The sequence below is a fragment of the Acinetobacter sp. MD2(2019) genome, from assembly GCF_035615615.1.
Taxonomy (GTDB): Bacteria; Pseudomonadota; Gammaproteobacteria; order Pseudomonadales; family Moraxellaceae; genus Acinetobacter.
This window is the reverse complement of the sequence record NZ_VTDU01000015.1, coordinates 1-16,074: the sequence shown is the minus strand read 5'-3', so window position 1 is coordinate 16,074 and position 16,074 is coordinate 1. Positions and strand designations below refer to the sequence as shown.

Below are 16,074 nucleotides of genomic sequence, written 5' to 3'. Positions count from 1 at the left end.
TGTATACGCATCAGGCTGAAATGAAACTGTAGGTTTCACCGTTTTGTGATGTTGTTATCGCAGCGCGCCAATATAATGATGCGGCACTTCGGCTTTAAAAACTTCATCTGCGGCAGCCTCAGCGCGTGCTGTACTTGAATGATCGTTGTTTAGATGATTTGAAATGGTGGGTATGCGCTCTCTTAAGCGCTGTGCCAACTGCTGTACTTCAGCATCTGGCGCTTGACTAGCAATTCGAATAATTTCATTGGCATAATGTTGGTTTTGTTCTAAATACGCCACATCAATCACTCGGCCAGTCACACGTCTGAGTCGAACATATAACTGCGATGCTAAAGCAAAAATGCCGGCTTCGGTTTGGACACTACGTTCATGCATATTCATATCGATTCATCCCCATATTCGCAATAACCACGACACAAACTGGCACAAAGTCAGCATGGCCGCAGATATTTCCCCAAAATAAATTTTCGAATTATTCAGTCATTGATTTATAGCGACAAATTACAAAGCAAAAAATAGACCAATTTATATACATCAAGCGATGAAATTAACGCACCCAATGCACAATATATTCATCGATATCATCTTCTTGGATTTGTGTTTCGGAGATACAACGCCCTGCGACCGATTTTTTGGCTTTAATCACACTATTACGCGAGCCAGTATTTAAATAATGCCATGAGGGTAAATTTTTGCCTTCGTATACTCGGCGATAGGCACAACTTGAAGGCAACCAATGTAACTGAGGTAAATTTTCGGGGCTTAATTGAATGCAATCGGGAACGTGTTGTTTACGCTGCACATAATCCTGACATTGCCCCGTTTGGCAATCCATTAATTTACACGCCACTTTGGTGTAGGCGACTTCGCGCGTATCTTCATCCTCCAATTTAATCAAACAACATAACCCACAACCATCGCAAAGTGCTTCCCACTCGGCGGTTGTCATCTGTTGTAATGGAACAGTTTTCCAAAATTGTGGACGTAAAGACATGCAAAAATCAGCACACAAAAAAATGAAGGCAAAGTATAGCATGCTCTGTTTTAACGTTAGCTTGCGAATGCTAGAGCGATAACAAACTGCGCAAAATTAAAACAATGTGCACACATTTTGCACAAAAACAAACATTTTGCTAAAAACGGCGCTGTTAGAGTAAAGGAACAAACTCAAACAAGGAGAGTTCCATGTTCCGTTGGGCGATTATTTTTGCAGTGATAGCACTGGTTGCAAGTTTACTCGGTTTTGGCGGTGTTGCAGGTCTATCTAAGCAGTTTGCAGTAATCTTGCTGGTTGTGGCTGCCATTCTTGCCATTATTGGCTTTTTCTCACGCGGGCGTCACTAAACTCACCCTTTCCAAGAAGGCGAAATGCCTTCTTTTTATTATCTATTTAGCATGCACAATAAAAGCTGGCTGTGCTATGTTTAAGCAATCAAAATAATTACTTATTTGTCTTTAAACGTTTTAAAAATTAGGATCATTCCATTATGTCTCATGCAATCATCACTCGAGAAATTGGCTATACCACTGCGGATGGCACACATTGTGTTGGTTTTTTTGCAGCACCAAAATCGGACGCACCTGTGGCGGGTATTTTGGTCGGGCCTGAATGGTGGGGACCCAATGAATATGTGCTACAACGTGCAACGGAACTTGCTGAACATGGCTATGCTGCCTTTGCCATGGACATGTACGGCGATAAAAAATCGACAGAGCTGGCAAGCCAAGCCAGCGAATGGATGAATGAAACCTTTGCCCAGCCAAACACACTGGTTGCGCGTGCCCAAGCTGCGTTCAATAGCTTAGCCGAGCAACCCGAAGTTGACCCAAAGCGAATTGCGGGTGTAGGTTTTTGCTACGGTGGTAAAGTATTGCTTGACCTTGCACGCTCAGGTGCAGACATCAAAGCTGTGGCTGCTTTTCATGCCGCATTAGGCACACAAACACCGGCAAAAGTTGGACAAGTACACGCAGAATTGTTGGTTTTACACGGCGCAGACGACAGCATGGTCAGCCTAGACGATGTCGCACAATTTGAACAAGAAATGAGCCAAGCCCAAGTCAAACACCACGTTCATATTCTAGCACACGCCAAGCACGGCTTTACCAATCCCCTTGCAGACCAACGTGCCAAAGCCAATAATATCGACCTTGCCTATAATGCCGAAGCTGAAAAAACCGGCATGGCTGAAATGTATCGATTATTTAAAGAAAAACTGGCATAAATCAATCCATTAGAGTAAAAATATCTACACGCTATACTGGCTAATTTTGAGGAAACCACGATGACAAAACAATGCGCCTATTGTGACTTTGATGAATATGACATCATTGCCAAAAATGACTTTGGTGCGGTTTTTCCAGAACCCAACCCGTTATCAGAAGGACATGTGGTCATTATTCCTTTGCGTCATGTTGCTTCTTTTTTTGACATTACCGACAAAGAACGCAAAAGCTTATTGTCTTTATTAGAGCAAGCACGCAATGAATTAAAAATTCGCCATCATCCCGAAGGCTTCCATATTGGTTTTAATGATGGCGATGTGTTTGGTGAGCATGCCGAGCACTTACATATTCATGTGATTCCTCGCTATAAAAACCAAGAACTGAAGCTCGACCAACGTTGGGGCATTATGGATGCCGATGCTTAAACGACAATCTTTGGTTTAAACATCTTGCAATTGAAGAAACGCAAGCAATTGAATTTCTTTTTTACCCTGCATATGGCTATACTAACGCGCTAAATTTTGGCGCGTTGTCTATGTCTACATTTTCATTTTCTGATGCTTTGCTGCACTGGTTCGACCAGCATGGTCGTCACGACCTACCTTGGCAAGTTGCAGATGACCCCTATAAAGTTTGGGTGTCTGAAATTATGTTGCAGCAAACCCAAGTGAAAACCGTTCTGCAATATTTCAGTCGCTTTATTGAACGTTTTCCAACGGTGTACGCATTAGCACAAGCCACTTGGGATGACGTTGCGCCTTATTGGGCCGGCTTAGGCTATTATGCCCGCGCACGTAATTTACATAAAGCCGCACAACAAGTTGCAGCACAAGGACAATTTCCACAAGCGCTTGAACAATGGATGGCGCTGCCCGGAATTGGCCGCTCAACCGCAGGCGCCTTAATGTCTTTAGGATTAAGACAATACGGCGTGATTTTAGATGGAAACGTCAAACGTGTGCTCGCACGTTTTTTTGCCATTGAAGATGATTTAAGTAAAACTGTTCACGAAAAAGCATTATGGCAGGTGGCTAAAAAACTATGCCCACGCCAGCGTAATCACGACTACACACAAGCGATTATGGATTTAGGCGCAACCATTTGCACGCCCAAAAAACCGCTCTGTTTATATTGCCCAATGCAAAGCCAGTGTCAGGCACATCAACAAGGTTTAGAAACCGAATTACCATATAAAAAACCCAAAAAAGCCGTTCCCACCAAAACGGGTGACATTTTGTTAATCCAACATCAAGGCTTATGGTTGTGGCAACAGCGGCCAAATTTAGGTTTATGGGGCGGCTTATGGTCTTTGCCAATTTTTGAAAATACCACACAAATACAGCAACAGCGTGCAGTGTTGGGTTTAGCTACAACGCATAACGCGGGTAGCATTCGGCATAGTTTCACCCATTTTACTTGGGAATTGAACATACACCGCGTTGAGGTGGATGCCGAGCAAATGGAACATATTCAAGCCGAACTTACAGGTGAATGGTTAGATATCAATCAAGCGAAAAATAAAGGCATTCCAACAGCAATGCAAAAAGTCATTCAGCATTTAAGTCACTAACAACGCGAACAAAAGCAGTTACGTAGAGAAATTGTCAAGCCAAATGAACTGTGCCATAGTTTCAATATTATGATAACAGGTACATCAGACCAAGAAGGTTGCCACGTGTTTCGTCCTTATGCTTTCGTGTCGCTGATCTTGGCGAGCATTGTTTTATCTGCTTGTAGCAGCGCACCGAAAAAATCGCAACCCCTGCCACAACAAGCCATTTTAAAATTAAAAGCACAGCCATTAAGTTCACAGCTACCGATTCCTGTACAATACGTCACAGCAAACCAACTGCAAGACACTTGGGGAAATGCGCGCAGTATGGGCCGCCGGCACGAAGGCATTGATATTCTGGCTCCACGTGGAACCAAAGTGACCAGTGCAACCAATGGCATTGTTGCTAGCCTACAAGGCAATCGTTTAGGCGGTAACGTGGTCTGGATTTTAGGCCCTGCGGGATCTTGGCATTATTATGCACATTTACAGCGCCATAAACGTGGGCTGCATGTGGGCGATTACGTTCGCGCTGGCGATGTGATTGGCTATGTGGGCAATAGCGGTAACGCACGGTATACCGTCACCCATTTACATTATGGTATTTATTTAGAAGGTAAAGGACGCGGTGCAACCAATCCTTATCCTTATTTACGTTATTAGGATAGACACATGTCTGAAGCAATTATCGAGCGTCTGATTCAATTTGCAGAATCGGGCAATCAACAACGCATCCAACTGCATGGACACGTGCACCAAGGCTGGATTATGGAAATTGGCGAAGATGCTTTTCTAATCAGCACAGGCTATAACGATAAACAAGGTAAAGACCTTTGGATTCCTTTTAACGATTTAAGCCACGCTGAACTGTCTTTTTGGGATATTCAACAAGACCAATGGCAGAGTTTTAGCCTATAAGGTCATTGCGAGGAGTTCGTCATGCCACAACGCTGCCGCTGGTGTTCTAATGATCCGCTTTATATTCAATACCACGACCACGAATGGGGGCAAGCCCTGTTCGATGAATCGGCACTGTTTGAATTATTGTGTTTAGAAGGCCAACAAGCAGGTCTGTCGTGGATTACCGTACTCAAAAAACGTGAGGCGTATCGCCAGCATTTTTTTCAATATTCAATAGAACAAATTGCCGATTTTACCGACCAAGATTTACAATCCAAACTCGAAGATTCCGCATTGATTCGCCACATCGGTAAACTCACCGCCATTCGAGACAACGCCAAAGCATGGTTAAAGTTACGCCAACACTATGGCAACGTGGTGACTTGGTTGTGGGAATCCGTCAATCAGCAGCCAATCCAAAACAGCGTAGTAGTGTATACGGATGCACCCGCCCAAACGGCACTGAGCGAACAACTGTCAAAAACATTAAAACGACACGGATTTAAATTTATTGGCCCCACAATTTGTTATGCTTTTATGCAAGCCTGTGGCATGGTCAACGACCATGAAAACGACTGTTTTTTAAAATAAAATCTAAGTATGAGGAATTCTAATGAGCGACAATCAAATTCGTGGGTATGCCGCCCTCGATAAAGCACAAGCATTGGTCCCGCATAGTTTTGATGCAGGTGAACTCCAACCGCATCAAATTGAAGTTAAAGTTGAATATTGCGGCCTCTGCCATTCAGATATTTCAATGATTGATAACGATTGGGGCGTATCCCAATATCCACTGATTGCCGGCCACGAAGTGATTGGCACCATTGTTCGTTTGGGTTCAGAAGCCAAAGGCCTGAAGCTTGGACAACGTGTCGGCATTGGTTGGACAGCAGAAAGCTGCCAAGCTTGTGACTACTGTATTGGCGGCCAGCAAGTGCTGTGTACTGGCGAACAAAAAGCAACCATTATCGGTCATGCCGGTGGTTTTGCCGATAAAATCCGTGCCGGTTGGCAATGGGCAATTCCTCTTCCAGACGATTTAGATCCCGAAAGTGCCGGCCCATTGTTATGCGGTGGTATTACCGTATTTGATCCATTATTAAAACATCAAATTCAAGCACGTCACCATGTCGGTGTGATTGGTATTGGTGGTTTAGGGCATATGGCAATTAAATTGCTTAAAGCGTGGGGCTGTGAAATTACCGCATTTAGTTCTAACTTAAGCAAAACCGACGAATTAAAAGCCATGGGTGCAGACCACGTGGTGAATAGCCGTGACAGCACTGCACTGCAAGATCAACAAGGTAAATTTGACCTGATTTTAAGTACGGTGAATGTCAGCCTCGATTGGAGTGCCTATTTAAATGCACTTGCGCCAAATGGTACCATCCATTTATTGGGTATTCCGCTAGAACCGATTGCTACACCGGCAAACATTCTTATTGGCGGTGCAAAATCAATTACGGGCTCACCAACTGGTTCGCCTGAAGCATTACGCACCTTGTTAAAATTTGCGGCGCGCAAAAATATTGCTCCGCAAATTGAACTATTCCCGATGTCAAAAATTAATGATGCGATTGCACATTTACATTCTGGCAAGGTGCGCTACCGCGTGGTCTTAAAAGCCGATTTTTAATTTATCCCTGCCCTTCCGTCTGAATTTTCAGGCGGAAGCTGTTGTTAAATACAGGTGCTGAAACCATCTTTTAAACGATCAACCACATAGTCGATAAACAAACGCACTCGCTTGGGTAAATGGGCTTGTTGATAATACACAGCATGAATTTGCTGTTCAGAGCGTTCAATTTGATCTTCAAACAATGCCACTAAACGCCCTTCTTCAATATCTTGCAGCACCATTAATTCAGATAAACAGGCAATACCGTGCCCTCTTAAAGCCAAATGACGCACCGTTTCACCTGTAGAAGCTTTCAGTGTCGATTGAATCTGATAGCGCTGATCCAAAATTTTTAACGGCCACAGATTTAAATGCGTTGGCCGAATAAACCCAATTAAATCATGATCAGCCAAGTCCGCAGCATGGATTGGATTGCCCTTTGCTTTAATATATTCAGGACTTGCCACAATATACAGTCGGCTGCTACATACCCGCGTGGCATGCAACGTCGAGTCGTGTAAGGCACCAAAACGAAATGCCACATCAATTTTGTGTTCCAGTAAATCAATCACCTGATCATTACTATTCAGCTCGATGTGAATTAACGGATACTGCTGCTGAAATTCACGAATTAAGGGCACAATCACATGAATAATAAACGGCGCAGCCGAATCAATGCGAATAGTGCCGGTCATCTCTTGATCTGCCTTGAGTACTTCATCTTCCGCTGCGGCAAGATCGTGTAAAATTTTCCGCGCTTTGGCTAAAAACACCTCACCTTCTTGGCTCAGTTTAATTTTTCGCGTGGTGCGTTCTAACAAGGTCACTTTCAGTTTTTGTTCTAAACGGCTTAAACTGCGACTCACACCAGAGGACGTTTGTCCAAGCACTTCGGCTGCGGTAACAATACTGCCAGTATCGACAATGGTGACAAAGGTTTGTAATTCTTCTATGCTCGATTTCATGCCGAGTACTCTTGACTTATAATCAATAATATATTGCCGTAACCGATATTTTTCAGCAACAATAAATCAGGCATGATCGACATCAAGATAAAATATTTGCTCGAGGTTGCACATGCGTATTCCTGCTTTTGGTTTAGGAACATTCCGTTTAAAAGATCAACTCGTGATTGATACCGTCAAAACCGCTTTGGAATTGGGTTATCGTGCCATCGACACCGCACAAATCTACGACAATGAAGCAGCCATTGGTCAAGCCATTTCCGAAAGCCCGATTCCGCGCAATGAGGTTTTTATTACCACAAAAATTTGGACAGACCATTGCACGCCAGAAAAACTCATTCCGAGTCTAAAAAACAGCCTGCACAATCTGCAAACCGATCAGGTCGATTTAACCCTGATTCATTGGCCGGCGCCCAAATTGGGAATCAACATTGCAGAAATCATGCAAGCCTTACTTGAAGCCAAACAGCAAGGTTTAACCCAGCAGATAGGTATTTCAAATTTCAATATTGCTCAAACTCAACTGGCCATTGACACCGTCGGTGCAGAGCACATTTGTACCAACCAATTTGAGCTGAGTCCTTATTTGCAAAACGCAAAACTGGTCAATTACTTAAATGCACAGCAGATTACCGCCACCTCGTACATGACGCTGGCTTACGGCAAAGTATTACAAGACCCTGTACTTCAGCAAATTGCAACGGCGCATCAGGCATCTACCGCTCAAATTACCTTGGCATGGGCATTGCAACGTGGCTTTGCCGTCATTCCATCATCGACGAAACGTGAACATTTAAGTCAGAATCTTGCCGCACAACACATCCATTTAAGTCCAGAAGAAATGCAGCTGGTTGCACAGCTAGACCGAAATGGTCGTGAAGTGAATCCAACCGAGCTCGCCCCTGAGTGGGATGAAGGATAAGATGAAAATCAACTTTCCTTTACTTTCTCTAGCCATTGGCGCTTTTGCCATTGGCACCACAGAGTTTTCCCCCATGGGATTACTTCCCAATATTGCTCAGGATTCAAACACCAGCATTCCAACTGCCGGCATGCTCATTACGGGCTATGCATTGGGTGTCATGATTGGAGCACCCATCATGACGTTATGGTTTGCACGTTTTTCACAACGTAAAGCGCTGATTTTACTGATGATGATTTTTACGTTGGGTAATCTCTGGGCGGCATTTTCGCCAAGTTATCTAAGCTTAATGTTCGCGCGCTTACTGACCAGTTTGAATCATGGTGCATTTTTTGGCATTGGTTCGGTGGTCGCGGCCAGTTTAGTGGCTAAAAATCAGCAAGCCAGTGCCATCGCCACCATGTTTATGGGACTGACCATTGCCAATATTGGCGGTGTACCGCTTGCAACATGGGTTGGGCAGCATATTGGCTGGCGCAGCTCCTTCGCGGCAATTACTTTACTAGGTTTAATCACCATCGCGGCGTTATATAAAGCCTTACCCAAAGGCAGTGTGGGACAAAAACCCAATATTCGACATGAATTAAGTGTACTGACGCGGCCAAAAGTGCTTTTGGCTTTAGTCACCACCGTTTTTGGTGCAGGGGCAATGTTTGCGCTGTATACCTATATTGCACCAACACTGCATGCCTTTAACCAAGCCACACCATTATTTGTTACCTGTATGTTGGTCTTAATTGGAATTGGTTTTTCTATCGGGAATCATTTGGGTGGCAAGTTTGCCGATCTGTCGTTAAATAAAACCTTAATTGTATTTTTAACGATATTAATTGCCAGCATGTTGCTGTTTCCAATCTTAGCCAAAACCCAATTAGGCACAGCTATTGCGTTAGTCATTTGGGGTGCGGCGGCGTTTGGTTTGGTCCCGCCCATACAAATGCGAGTGATGTCGGTGGCACATGAAGCCTCAGGTTTGGCGTCATCGGTGAATATCGGCGCATTTAATTTAGGCAATGCCTTAGGCGCTGCGGTGGGAGGAGGCGTACTCAGTTTAAATTTAGGCTATATTGCGGTGCCAATCAGCGGTGCAATTTTGGCAACCATTACCCTCGGTTTAGTGTTATTACAAATGCGACTCGCACGGCATGGGCAATAAAAAAGCCCTACTTTGATCAATCAAAGTAGGGCTTTGGGTTTTAAATTTTATTTAAATCTAAAACATCGGTCATATCATATTTGCGTGCTTCGCGGCCAACCACCCAAGCCGCCGCGCGCACGGCACCAGCCGCAAAGTTCATCCGATTCGTGGCTTTGTGTGTAATTTCAACACGTTCGCCTTCACCAATAAACATGGCGGTGTGTTCACCAACAATATCGCCACCACGAATAGTTTGAAAACCAATACTTTGACGTTCGCGTGGTCCAGTGTGGCCTTCACGGCAATAAACAGCATCTTGCTTTAAATCACGTCCCAAAGTTTCGGCAATGGCCTCGCCCATCATTAAAGCAGTGCCCGATGGTGCATCCACTTTATGACGATGATGTGCTTCGATAATTTCGATATCGACCGTATCGCCAAATACTTTTGCAGCAAGCTCTAGCAATTTAATCGACACATTCACCCCAACAGAATAGTTTGCTGCATACACCACAGGCGTATGTTCTGCTGTTTGATTTAATAATTGCTTTTGTTGTTCTGAAAAACCTGTGGTTCCAATCACCATGGCCACGCCCGCGTCACGGCAAAGTTTTAAATGCTGTTCGGTTGCAACTGGTGCGGTAAAGTCAATCACCACATCGCAGGCATCTAAAACTTCAGCCAATCCACCAGAGATATTCACCCCAATTTTACCAATACCGGCCAATTCGCCTGCATCTGTACCAACCAAACTGCTTTCTGGGCGTTCAACCGCTGCGGCCAATTGATAGCCGGCTTGTTGTACGGCTTGAATAAGAATACGTCCCATACGGCCGCCCGCGCCCAAAACGCCGATACGTGGTGATGTCGACATGTCGTCCTTTCCTGAATCTATAAACATTGCACGTACTATAACAAAACTTAGAGGATGGATTAAAAATCTTGCATAAAAAAACCTGCCCATCTAGGCAGGTTTTTTAAACCACAATATACTTAGTCAAACAGGCGATCAAAGAATGATTTTTTCTTTTCGCTTGAATGCTGATCATTGCCTTCCATAGTTGCTTGTAGCTCTTTGAGCAACTCACGTTGGCGTGTGGTTAAGTTCACTGGTGTTTCCACCACAATACGACACAGTAAATCACCAATCATGCTGGTACGAACTGGACGCACACCTTTGCCACGCAAACGGAAGACTTTACCGTTTTGTGTGCCTTCAGGAATTTTCAAGCTTACGCGGCCATCCAGTGTTGGAATTTGAATTTCTTTACCTAACGCAGCATCAGCCATGCTAACTGGCACATCCATATATAAATCGGCACCATCACGTTGGAAAATTTCATGCTCACGCACGACCACTTCAACGTATAAATCGCCTGATTGACCATCACGAATGGCTTCACCTTTACCGGTTAAGCGCACGCGGTCGCCATTATCAACCCCCGCAGGAATAGTGACTTCAAGCGTTTGTTGACGTTCATGGACACCTGAACCATGACATTTGGTACATGGGTTCTTAATAATTTTACCTTGCCCACGACACGTTCCACAGGTCTGCTGCACAGAGAAGAATCCCTGTTGCATACGAACTTGACCCGCGCCATGACAGGTTTTACAGGTTTCTACGTCATTCGGATTTTTCGAGCCTTTACCATCACAGGCATCACACGGTGCAGGCGCAGTAAAGGTAATGGTTTTTTTAACGCCTTGAATTGCTTCTTCTAGGGTTAATTCCATAACATAGCGTAGGTCTGAACCACGACGTTGGCGTTGCTGCGAACGACCGCCACCACCAAAGGCACCACCAAAAATATCGCCAAACTGGCTAAAAATATCTTCTGCGCTAAAACCGCCATGGCCACCACCGCCAAAGCCACCTTCAAAGGCGCTATGTCCCATACGGTCGTAGGCATTGCGTTTTTCTTGGTCGCTTAAGATTTCATAGGCTTCGGCAGCTTCTTTAAATTTGTCTTCTGCTTCAGCGTTATCTGGGTTACGGTCAGGATGATACTTCATCGCCAACTTGCGATAGGCTTTTTTAATTTCATCATCACTTGCGGTTTTAGCAACACCTAAAACCTCATAATAATCACGTTTAGCCATGTCAGGCGATGCTCCTCACGGATTTTAAAATACGACAATATTTGTCTTAAATTGGGATTCGAAAGGATTTTACAAGGGGGAAATGCACAAAAAAGATGTGTTTTAGAAAACTGGCTTGTGCTTTAAATAATTTGACATGCCGCGAATAAAGCAATTAAAGAAATACATCCATGCAATAAAACCAAAAACAATGCCTGCAATGACACAGCCTGTTACCCAATGAAAGGCATTCCACGGAAAGAACAACAACGGAATAAACCACAATGCAGCAAAGGCAGACAATACGATATACAGCAAAACATTGTGCATAATCCACAAACTATGCGTTTGCAGCCACACTTCAAGTTCTTCTGCGCGCGCCACTTTAGCCGCCAAAAAATACGCAATTAAGCCGGTTACAATCGTCATTAATGCAAAAAACATAAATACATAAGCAATCGAAACATACCGTTTTTGCTGTGTAAGACTGTCTTTTGCCATTTTTTAACCTCGATGCTATACAGTGAATTTTCTCAATTTAGCGGCGACTGTGCACGCTTTTTTATCTTTAAAATTCTGCTGTTACTATATTGAATTTTTCCGCTTTTCGCACCCTTTTATTCTTTAAATCTTCATACAAATTGAATTATTTTTTTAAAAATAAATCGAATGAATCATTTTTTTCATCTTCAACTCATTTCGATTTAAAAATGCTGACTACACATCAATTTAACGCGGTACAGCAAAAACTCAATCCTTGCATTTGAGTGGTATTTTTGAACTAACTATCTGAATTTTCAATAAACTCTGTTTTTTGTACAGAATTTATCCGTCAAGCACGACCATTGGCTAAGAGTTTTTCGTGATTTTTTTGTTATGGTTAAGTCTACGCTCATGCTTAGAATCGATTTTATGGCTAATCCGCCCAATCGATTAACGCGCCCTTTGTTCATCCCATAAGGAAATTTAACATGGCACAACATATCGATGCTCCATTACGTGAAGATGTTCGTTTATTGGGAAATCTTCTTGGTGAAACCTTAAAAGCACATGCAGGTGATGCGCTGTTTAATCAGGTTGAACAAATTCGAGCCTTAGCCAAAGGCGCACGCGATGGACAAGTCGAGTCAGAAAAGCAGCTTGAGCAACTGTTTTTAAATTTAGAAGATTGTGAAATTTTACCTCTGACCCGTGCCTTCACGCATTTTTTGCATTATGCCAATATCGCCGAGCAATACCACGTGGTGCGTAGCCGTCGCGCCGGTGAATTTGACCAAAGCCATCCTTCCCCGAATCCATTAGAACCGCTGTTTGAAAAATTTAAACAACAAAACATTTCATCCGAGCAGCTCTATCAGCAAATTTGTGATTTAAGTATTGAATTGGTGCTAACTGCACATCCCACCGAAGTCAGCCGCCGCACCATGATTCAAAAATATGATGATATTAATCGTTGCCTTGAACAACTCGATCAACAAAAACTAACCCCAAAACAACGCGAAGTGGTTTTACTGAACTTAAAACAATTAATTTGTTCTGCTTGGCAAACCGATGAAATTCGTCAACAAAAACCAACACCCATTGATGAAGCCAAATGGGGCTTTACCGTGATTGAGCAAACGCTTTGGCATGCGATTCCAAAATTTTTCCGTGAATTAAATGACTTAAGCCTACAACATTGTGGCAAAGCTTTGCCGACAGATATTACCCCTGTGCGTTTTGCCTCGTGGATGGGCGGAGATCGTGATGGCAATCCGAATGTCACGCACAAAGTCACTCAAGAAGTACTGTGGTTTTCGCGTTGGCAAGCCACTGAATTGTACTTAAAAGATATTGAGAACTTGCGTTGGGAACTTTCCATTCAAGAAGCATCTGATGAACTGCGCCAACAACTCGGGCAAAATCATCATGAACCTTATCGTGAATTTTTAAGACATACACGGCAACGGCTACGTGCCACTCGGCAATGGCTGGCAGATAAATTACAAGGCAAAGATACGCTAGATGATCCAATGGTGATTCATCATAAATATGAATTATTAGAGCCATTAATGTTGTGCCATCGCTCTTTACTCGAGTGTAATTTACCTGAAATTGCCAATGGCAATTTGCTCGACTGTATTTATCGGATACAGTGCTTTGGCATTGAATTGCTGAAACTGGATATTCGACAAGAATCCGGACGCCATCGCCAAGCCATTTCTGCCATTACTGAATATTTAGGTTTAGGCAATTTCGATACGTGGACGGAACAAGCGCGGCAAAATTTCTTACTCAATGAATTACAAAGTAAACGCCCGCTGCTACCGAAAAGTTTTAATGAACCCTTAGATAGCCTGATTAACCATCCCGATGTACAAGAAGTCTTTGCCACCATGCGTACGCTGGCTGAACAACCTTCAGAATCATTGGGCGCGTATATTATCTCGATGGCCGAATATCCAAGTGATGTTCTAGCCGTTTTGTTATTACAAAAAGAAGCCGGCATTCAACATCCTTTACGGGTCGTCCCACTGTTTGAAACTTTAAAAGATTTAGACAGCGCAGCCGCCACCATGAACACCTTATTTGGCATGCACTGGTACAAACAACATATTCAAGGTAAACATGAAGTCATGATTGGTTATTCTGACTCGGCCAAAGATGCTGGATTCATGTCTGCCAATTGGGCGCAGTACCGCGCGCAGGAAGAATTAGCGGCAATTGCACAACAACACAATATTCAACTGACTTTATTTCATGGCCGTGGAGGATCGATTAGTCGTGGGGGTGCACCCACTCAACAAGCGTTATTCTCGCAGCCACCGGGCTCAATTTCTGGTGCAATTCGTGTGACTGAACAAGGCGAGATGATTCGTTTTAAATTTGGCATTGAAGGCGTTGCCTTACAAAACCTCGAGGTTTATACCGCAGCAACCCTCGAAGCGACCTTGTTGCCACCGCCTGTGCCACGCCCAGAATGGCGTGATTTAATGAATCAAATGACAGAAACGTCGGTGAAGTTGTATCGTCAAACCGTGCGTGAAAATCCACATTTTGTCGAATATTTACGTACCGTCACGCCTGAACTTGAATTACAAATGCTGCCTTTGGGATCACGCCCCGCCAAGCGACAAGTCAGTGGAGGCATTGAATCACTGCGTGCGATTCCTTGGGTTTTTGCATGGACACAAATTCGTTTGATGTTACCCGCTTGGTTAGGTACAGGTGCGGCACTCGATGAAATTTTACAGCAACAGCAAAAAGAAAAACTCGATGAAATGTTAGCCGAATGGCCTTATTTCCAAACGCTTATCGATATGTTGGAAATGGTTTTATCCAAAGCAGATGCCGACATTGCATGGTATTACGAAACCCACCTAACCCAAAGTCAGCATTTGCATCACTTAGGCGCTGAACTTCGTCAACGCTTACAAGATGCCATCGAAACCTTACTGCAATTAAAAGGTGAATCAGAGCTGCTCAGCCAAAATGAGGTGCTAGATCAATCCATGCGGGTACGTAAAACGTATCTGCTTCCGCTACATTTATTACAAGCCGAGTTAATGAAACGCCGCAGAGAATATTTAAAACAACATCAAACCACACATAGCCCAGTTGATCATGCACTAATGGTCAGTATTGCAGGCATTGCTGCTGGTCTACGCAATACCGGTTAATCTATTGTAGATTAGGCTGTAAAATCTATTTTTCAGCCTAACTGTTTCATCATAATTTTATTAAAACATTCAATCTATGAAGCATTCATCGCAATATAATTCGGTTGCTGTTGCACTCTTGCACACCATGCCACAATATGCGGATATAAGCTTAAGTCAAAACCACCCTCATCCGCCACATGGGTATATGCATATAAAGAAATATCTGCGAGCGTTAAGCTATCCCCAAGTAAATAATCACGCTGATGTAATGCCTGTTCCATAATGGCTAAAATTTGATGCCCTTTGGGCTGTAAGCGCTGATATTCTACCAAGCGATCTTCAGGCAAACCTAAATATTTGTTGATAAATCGAGCAACTGCAATACAAGGCTCATGACTATATTGCTCAAAGAACATCCACTCATACATTTTTGCTTTAGCATAACGATCGGTAGGAATAAATGGCGTATTTTCTGCAAAATATCCCAAAATCGCATTCGATTCTGTCAAAACTCGCGCATCGTCCAACACAACCACAGGAATTTTCCCATTCGGGTTCATTTTTAAAAATTCTGGTGTTTTGGTTTCTGCATTCAAAACATCAATATGCTGCCATGAATGTTCAATTTTCAAGAATGACAACAATAATTTTACTTTATAACAATTACCCGATTGCATATCTCCAAAAACTTTCACTGTTATTTTTCCTTATTGATATTTAAATTGCATACTTTTATAGCATAAGCCTGCTGTTTTTATCATTAATCGCTTGTTTTCATTTTAATTTATTTAATTCCACATAAAAAAACACCCCCTAACTGTTGAGTTAGAGGGTGTTTGAATAATGAGCTGGCGATGACTTACTCTCACATGGGTAACCCCACACTACCATCAGCGCTAAGAGGTTTCACTTCTGAGTTCGGGAAGGGATCAGGTGGTTCACTCTTGCTATTGTCGCCAGCACAACTTGGATGCTTACTCGTTAGGTCTTATTGGGATGCCGAACTTTCGTCAAATGAGTTATTAAT

18 protein-coding genes and 1 rRNA gene are annotated in these 16,074 nt (G+C 43.3%); 11 read left to right on the top strand and 8 right to left on the bottom strand.

Going from position 1 to position 16,074, the window contains the following annotated elements; all coding sequences use genetic code 11:
- Positions 1-54: 54 nt before the first annotated feature.
- Positions 55-384, bottom strand: a complete 330-nt coding sequence (locus I2F62_RS09105) for a hypothetical protein (protein ID WP_324626701.1) — start codon at positions 382-384, stop codon at positions 55-57.
- 166 nt (positions 385-550) lie between these two features.
- A complete protein-coding gene (locus tag I2F62_RS09100) occupies positions 551-997 on the bottom strand; it encodes a YcgN family cysteine cluster protein (protein ID WP_324626700.1) in 447 nt (148 codons plus the stop codon).
- Between the two features lie 191 nt (positions 998-1,188).
- Between I2F62_RS09100 and I2F62_RS09095 the strand changes: the two genes are divergently transcribed.
- The 8 genes from I2F62_RS09095 (at position 1,189) to ahr (ending at position 6,317) form a co-directional block, all read left to right on the top strand.
- Complete coding sequence (locus I2F62_RS09095; protein WP_324626699.1) at positions 1,189-1,347, top strand: DUF1328 domain-containing protein; 159 nt, start codon at positions 1,189-1,191, stop codon at positions 1,345-1,347.
- Positions 1,348-1,490: 143 nt separating this feature from the next.
- Positions 1,491-2,228 (top strand): dienelactone hydrolase family protein, encoded by a 738-nt coding sequence (locus tag I2F62_RS09090; RefSeq protein WP_324626698.1) that lies wholly within the window; start codon positions 1,491-1,493, stop codon positions 2,226-2,228.
- Positions 2,229-2,288: 60 nt separating this feature from the next.
- Positions 2,289-2,654, top strand: a complete 366-nt coding sequence (locus I2F62_RS09085) for an HIT family protein (protein ID WP_324626697.1) — start codon at positions 2,289-2,291, stop codon at positions 2,652-2,654.
- 110 nt (positions 2,655-2,764) lie between these two features.
- Complete coding sequence (gene mutY, locus I2F62_RS09080; RefSeq protein ID WP_324626696.1) at positions 2,765-3,799, top strand: A/G-specific adenine glycosylase; 1,035 nt, start codon at positions 2,765-2,767, stop codon at positions 3,797-3,799.
- 69 nt (positions 3,800-3,868) lie between these two features.
- Positions 3,869-4,444 (top strand): M23 family metallopeptidase, encoded by a 576-nt coding sequence (locus tag I2F62_RS09075; RefSeq protein WP_324626695.1) that lies wholly within the window; start codon positions 3,869-3,871, stop codon positions 4,442-4,444.
- A 9-nt stretch (positions 4,445-4,453) separates the two neighbouring features.
- Positions 4,454-4,699: a hypothetical protein gene (locus tag I2F62_RS09070; protein ID WP_324626694.1), complete on the top strand. Its 246-nt coding sequence runs from the start codon at positions 4,454-4,456 to the stop codon at positions 4,697-4,699.
- 21 nt (positions 4,700-4,720) lie between these two features.
- The gene (locus I2F62_RS09065; RefSeq protein WP_324626693.1) at positions 4,721-5,272 is read left to right on the top strand and encodes a DNA-3-methyladenine glycosylase I; all 552 of its coding nucleotides are present in this window, start codon (positions 4,721-4,723) and stop codon (positions 5,270-5,272) included.
- A 22-nt stretch (positions 5,273-5,294) separates the two neighbouring features.
- On the top strand, positions 5,295-6,317 hold the full coding sequence (gene ahr / locus I2F62_RS09060) for an NADPH-dependent aldehyde reductase Ahr (RefSeq protein ID WP_324626692.1): 1,023 nt from the start codon (positions 5,295-5,297) through the stop codon (positions 6,315-6,317).
- Positions 6,318-6,361: 44 nt separating this feature from the next.
- Here the strand turns inward: ahr and I2F62_RS09055 are convergent, their stop codons facing one another.
- Entirely contained in the window at positions 6,362-7,264 is a 903-nt protein-coding gene (locus I2F62_RS09055; RefSeq protein WP_324626691.1) for a LysR family transcriptional regulator, read from the bottom strand.
- Positions 7,265-7,376: 112 nt separating this feature from the next.
- On the opposite strand from I2F62_RS09055, the gene dkgB reads away from it, so the two are divergent.
- Positions 7,377-8,186: a 2,5-didehydrogluconate reductase DkgB gene (gene dkgB, locus I2F62_RS09050; RefSeq protein WP_324626690.1), complete on the top strand. Its 810-nt coding sequence runs from the start codon at positions 7,377-7,379 to the stop codon at positions 8,184-8,186.
- Positions 8,176-9,342: an MFS transporter gene (locus tag I2F62_RS09045; RefSeq protein ID WP_420713751.1), complete on the top strand. Its 1,167-nt coding sequence runs from the start codon at positions 8,176-8,178 to the stop codon at positions 9,340-9,342. The genes dkgB and I2F62_RS09045 overlap by 11 nt, the downstream gene beginning before the upstream one ends.
- A gap of 40 nt (positions 9,343-9,382) precedes the next feature.
- Here the strand turns inward: I2F62_RS09045 and dapB are convergent, their stop codons facing one another.
- The 3 genes from dapB to I2F62_RS09030 form a co-directional block, all read right to left on the bottom strand.
- Positions 9,383-10,198, bottom strand: coding sequence for a 4-hydroxy-tetrahydrodipicolinate reductase (gene dapB / locus I2F62_RS09040; protein ID WP_324626688.1), 816 nt, complete (start codon positions 10,196-10,198; stop codon positions 9,383-9,385).
- A 119-nt stretch (positions 10,199-10,317) separates the two neighbouring features.
- On the bottom strand, positions 10,318-11,427 hold the full coding sequence (gene dnaJ, locus I2F62_RS09035) for a molecular chaperone DnaJ (RefSeq protein WP_324626687.1): 1,110 nt from the start codon (positions 11,425-11,427) through the stop codon (positions 10,318-10,320).
- A 102-nt stretch (positions 11,428-11,529) separates the two neighbouring features.
- Positions 11,530-11,907, bottom strand: a complete 378-nt coding sequence (locus I2F62_RS09030) for a hypothetical protein (RefSeq protein WP_324626686.1) — start codon at positions 11,905-11,907, stop codon at positions 11,530-11,532.
- A gap of 470 nt (positions 11,908-12,377) precedes the next feature.
- Between I2F62_RS09030 and ppc the strand changes: the two genes are divergently transcribed.
- A complete protein-coding gene (gene ppc / locus I2F62_RS09025; RefSeq protein WP_324626685.1) occupies positions 12,378-15,065 on the top strand; it encodes a phosphoenolpyruvate carboxylase in 2,688 nt (895 codons plus the stop codon).
- Between the two features lie 74 nt (positions 15,066-15,139).
- On the opposite strand, the gene I2F62_RS09020 is transcribed toward ppc, so the two are convergent.
- Both I2F62_RS09020 and rrf read right to left on the bottom strand, forming a co-directional pair.
- Positions 15,140-15,742: a glutathione S-transferase family protein gene (locus tag I2F62_RS09020; protein ID WP_324626684.1), complete on the bottom strand. Its 603-nt coding sequence runs from the start codon at positions 15,740-15,742 to the stop codon at positions 15,140-15,142.
- Between the two features lie 151 nt (positions 15,743-15,893).
- Positions 15,894-16,008 (bottom strand): 5S ribosomal RNA (gene rrf / locus I2F62_RS09015).
- Positions 16,009-16,074 lie beyond the last annotated feature (66 nt).

Excerpts from the sequence above, each read along its gene's own strand:
- dapB (WP_324626688.1), bottom strand. The coding sequence starts at position 10,198 with ATGTCGACATCACCACGTATCGGCGTTTTGGGCGCGGGCGGCCGTATG.
- I2F62_RS09070 (WP_324626694.1), top strand. The coding sequence starts at position 4,454 with ATGTCTGAAGCAATTATCGAGCGTCTGATTCAATTTGCAGAATCGGGC.
- I2F62_RS09075 (WP_324626695.1), top strand. The coding sequence starts at position 3,869 with ATGATAACAGGTACATCAGACCAAGAAGGTTGCCACGTGTTTCGTCCT.
- I2F62_RS09085 (WP_324626697.1), top strand. The coding sequence starts at position 2,289 with ATGACAAAACAATGCGCCTATTGTGACTTTGATGAATATGACATCATT.
- I2F62_RS09030 (WP_324626686.1), bottom strand. The coding sequence starts at position 11,907 with ATGGCAAAAGACAGTCTTACACAGCAAAAACGGTATGTTTCGATTGCT.
- I2F62_RS09095 (WP_324626699.1), top strand. The coding sequence starts at position 1,189 with ATGTTCCGTTGGGCGATTATTTTTGCAGTGATAGCACTGGTTGCAAGT.
- ahr (WP_324626692.1), top strand. The coding sequence starts at position 5,295 with ATGAGCGACAATCAAATTCGTGGGTATGCCGCCCTCGATAAAGCACAA.
- I2F62_RS09090 (WP_324626698.1), top strand. The coding sequence starts at position 1,491 with ATGTCTCATGCAATCATCACTCGAGAAATTGGCTATACCACTGCGGAT.
- dkgB (WP_324626690.1), top strand. The coding sequence starts at position 7,377 with ATGCGTATTCCTGCTTTTGGTTTAGGAACATTCCGTTTAAAAGATCAA.
- I2F62_RS09065 (WP_324626693.1), top strand. The coding sequence starts at position 4,721 with ATGCCACAACGCTGCCGCTGGTGTTCTAATGATCCGCTTTATATTCAA.
- I2F62_RS09045 (WP_420713751.1), top strand. The coding sequence starts at position 8,176 with ATGAAGGATAAGATGAAAATCAACTTTCCTTTACTTTCTCTAGCCATT.
- I2F62_RS09105 (WP_324626701.1), bottom strand. The coding sequence starts at position 384 with ATGAATATGCATGAACGTAGTGTCCAAACCGAAGCCGGCATTTTTGCT.
- mutY (WP_324626696.1), top strand. The coding sequence starts at position 2,765 with ATGTCTACATTTTCATTTTCTGATGCTTTGCTGCACTGGTTCGACCAG.
- I2F62_RS09055 (WP_324626691.1), bottom strand. The coding sequence starts at position 7,264 with ATGAAATCGAGCATAGAAGAATTACAAACCTTTGTCACCATTGTCGAT.
- ppc (WP_324626685.1), top strand. The coding sequence starts at position 12,378 with ATGGCACAACATATCGATGCTCCATTACGTGAAGATGTTCGTTTATTG.
- dnaJ (WP_324626687.1), bottom strand. The coding sequence starts at position 11,427 with ATGGCTAAACGTGATTATTATGAGGTTTTAGGTGTTGCTAAAACCGCA.
- I2F62_RS09100 (WP_324626700.1), bottom strand. The coding sequence starts at position 997 with ATGTCTTTACGTCCACAATTTTGGAAAACTGTTCCATTACAACAGATG.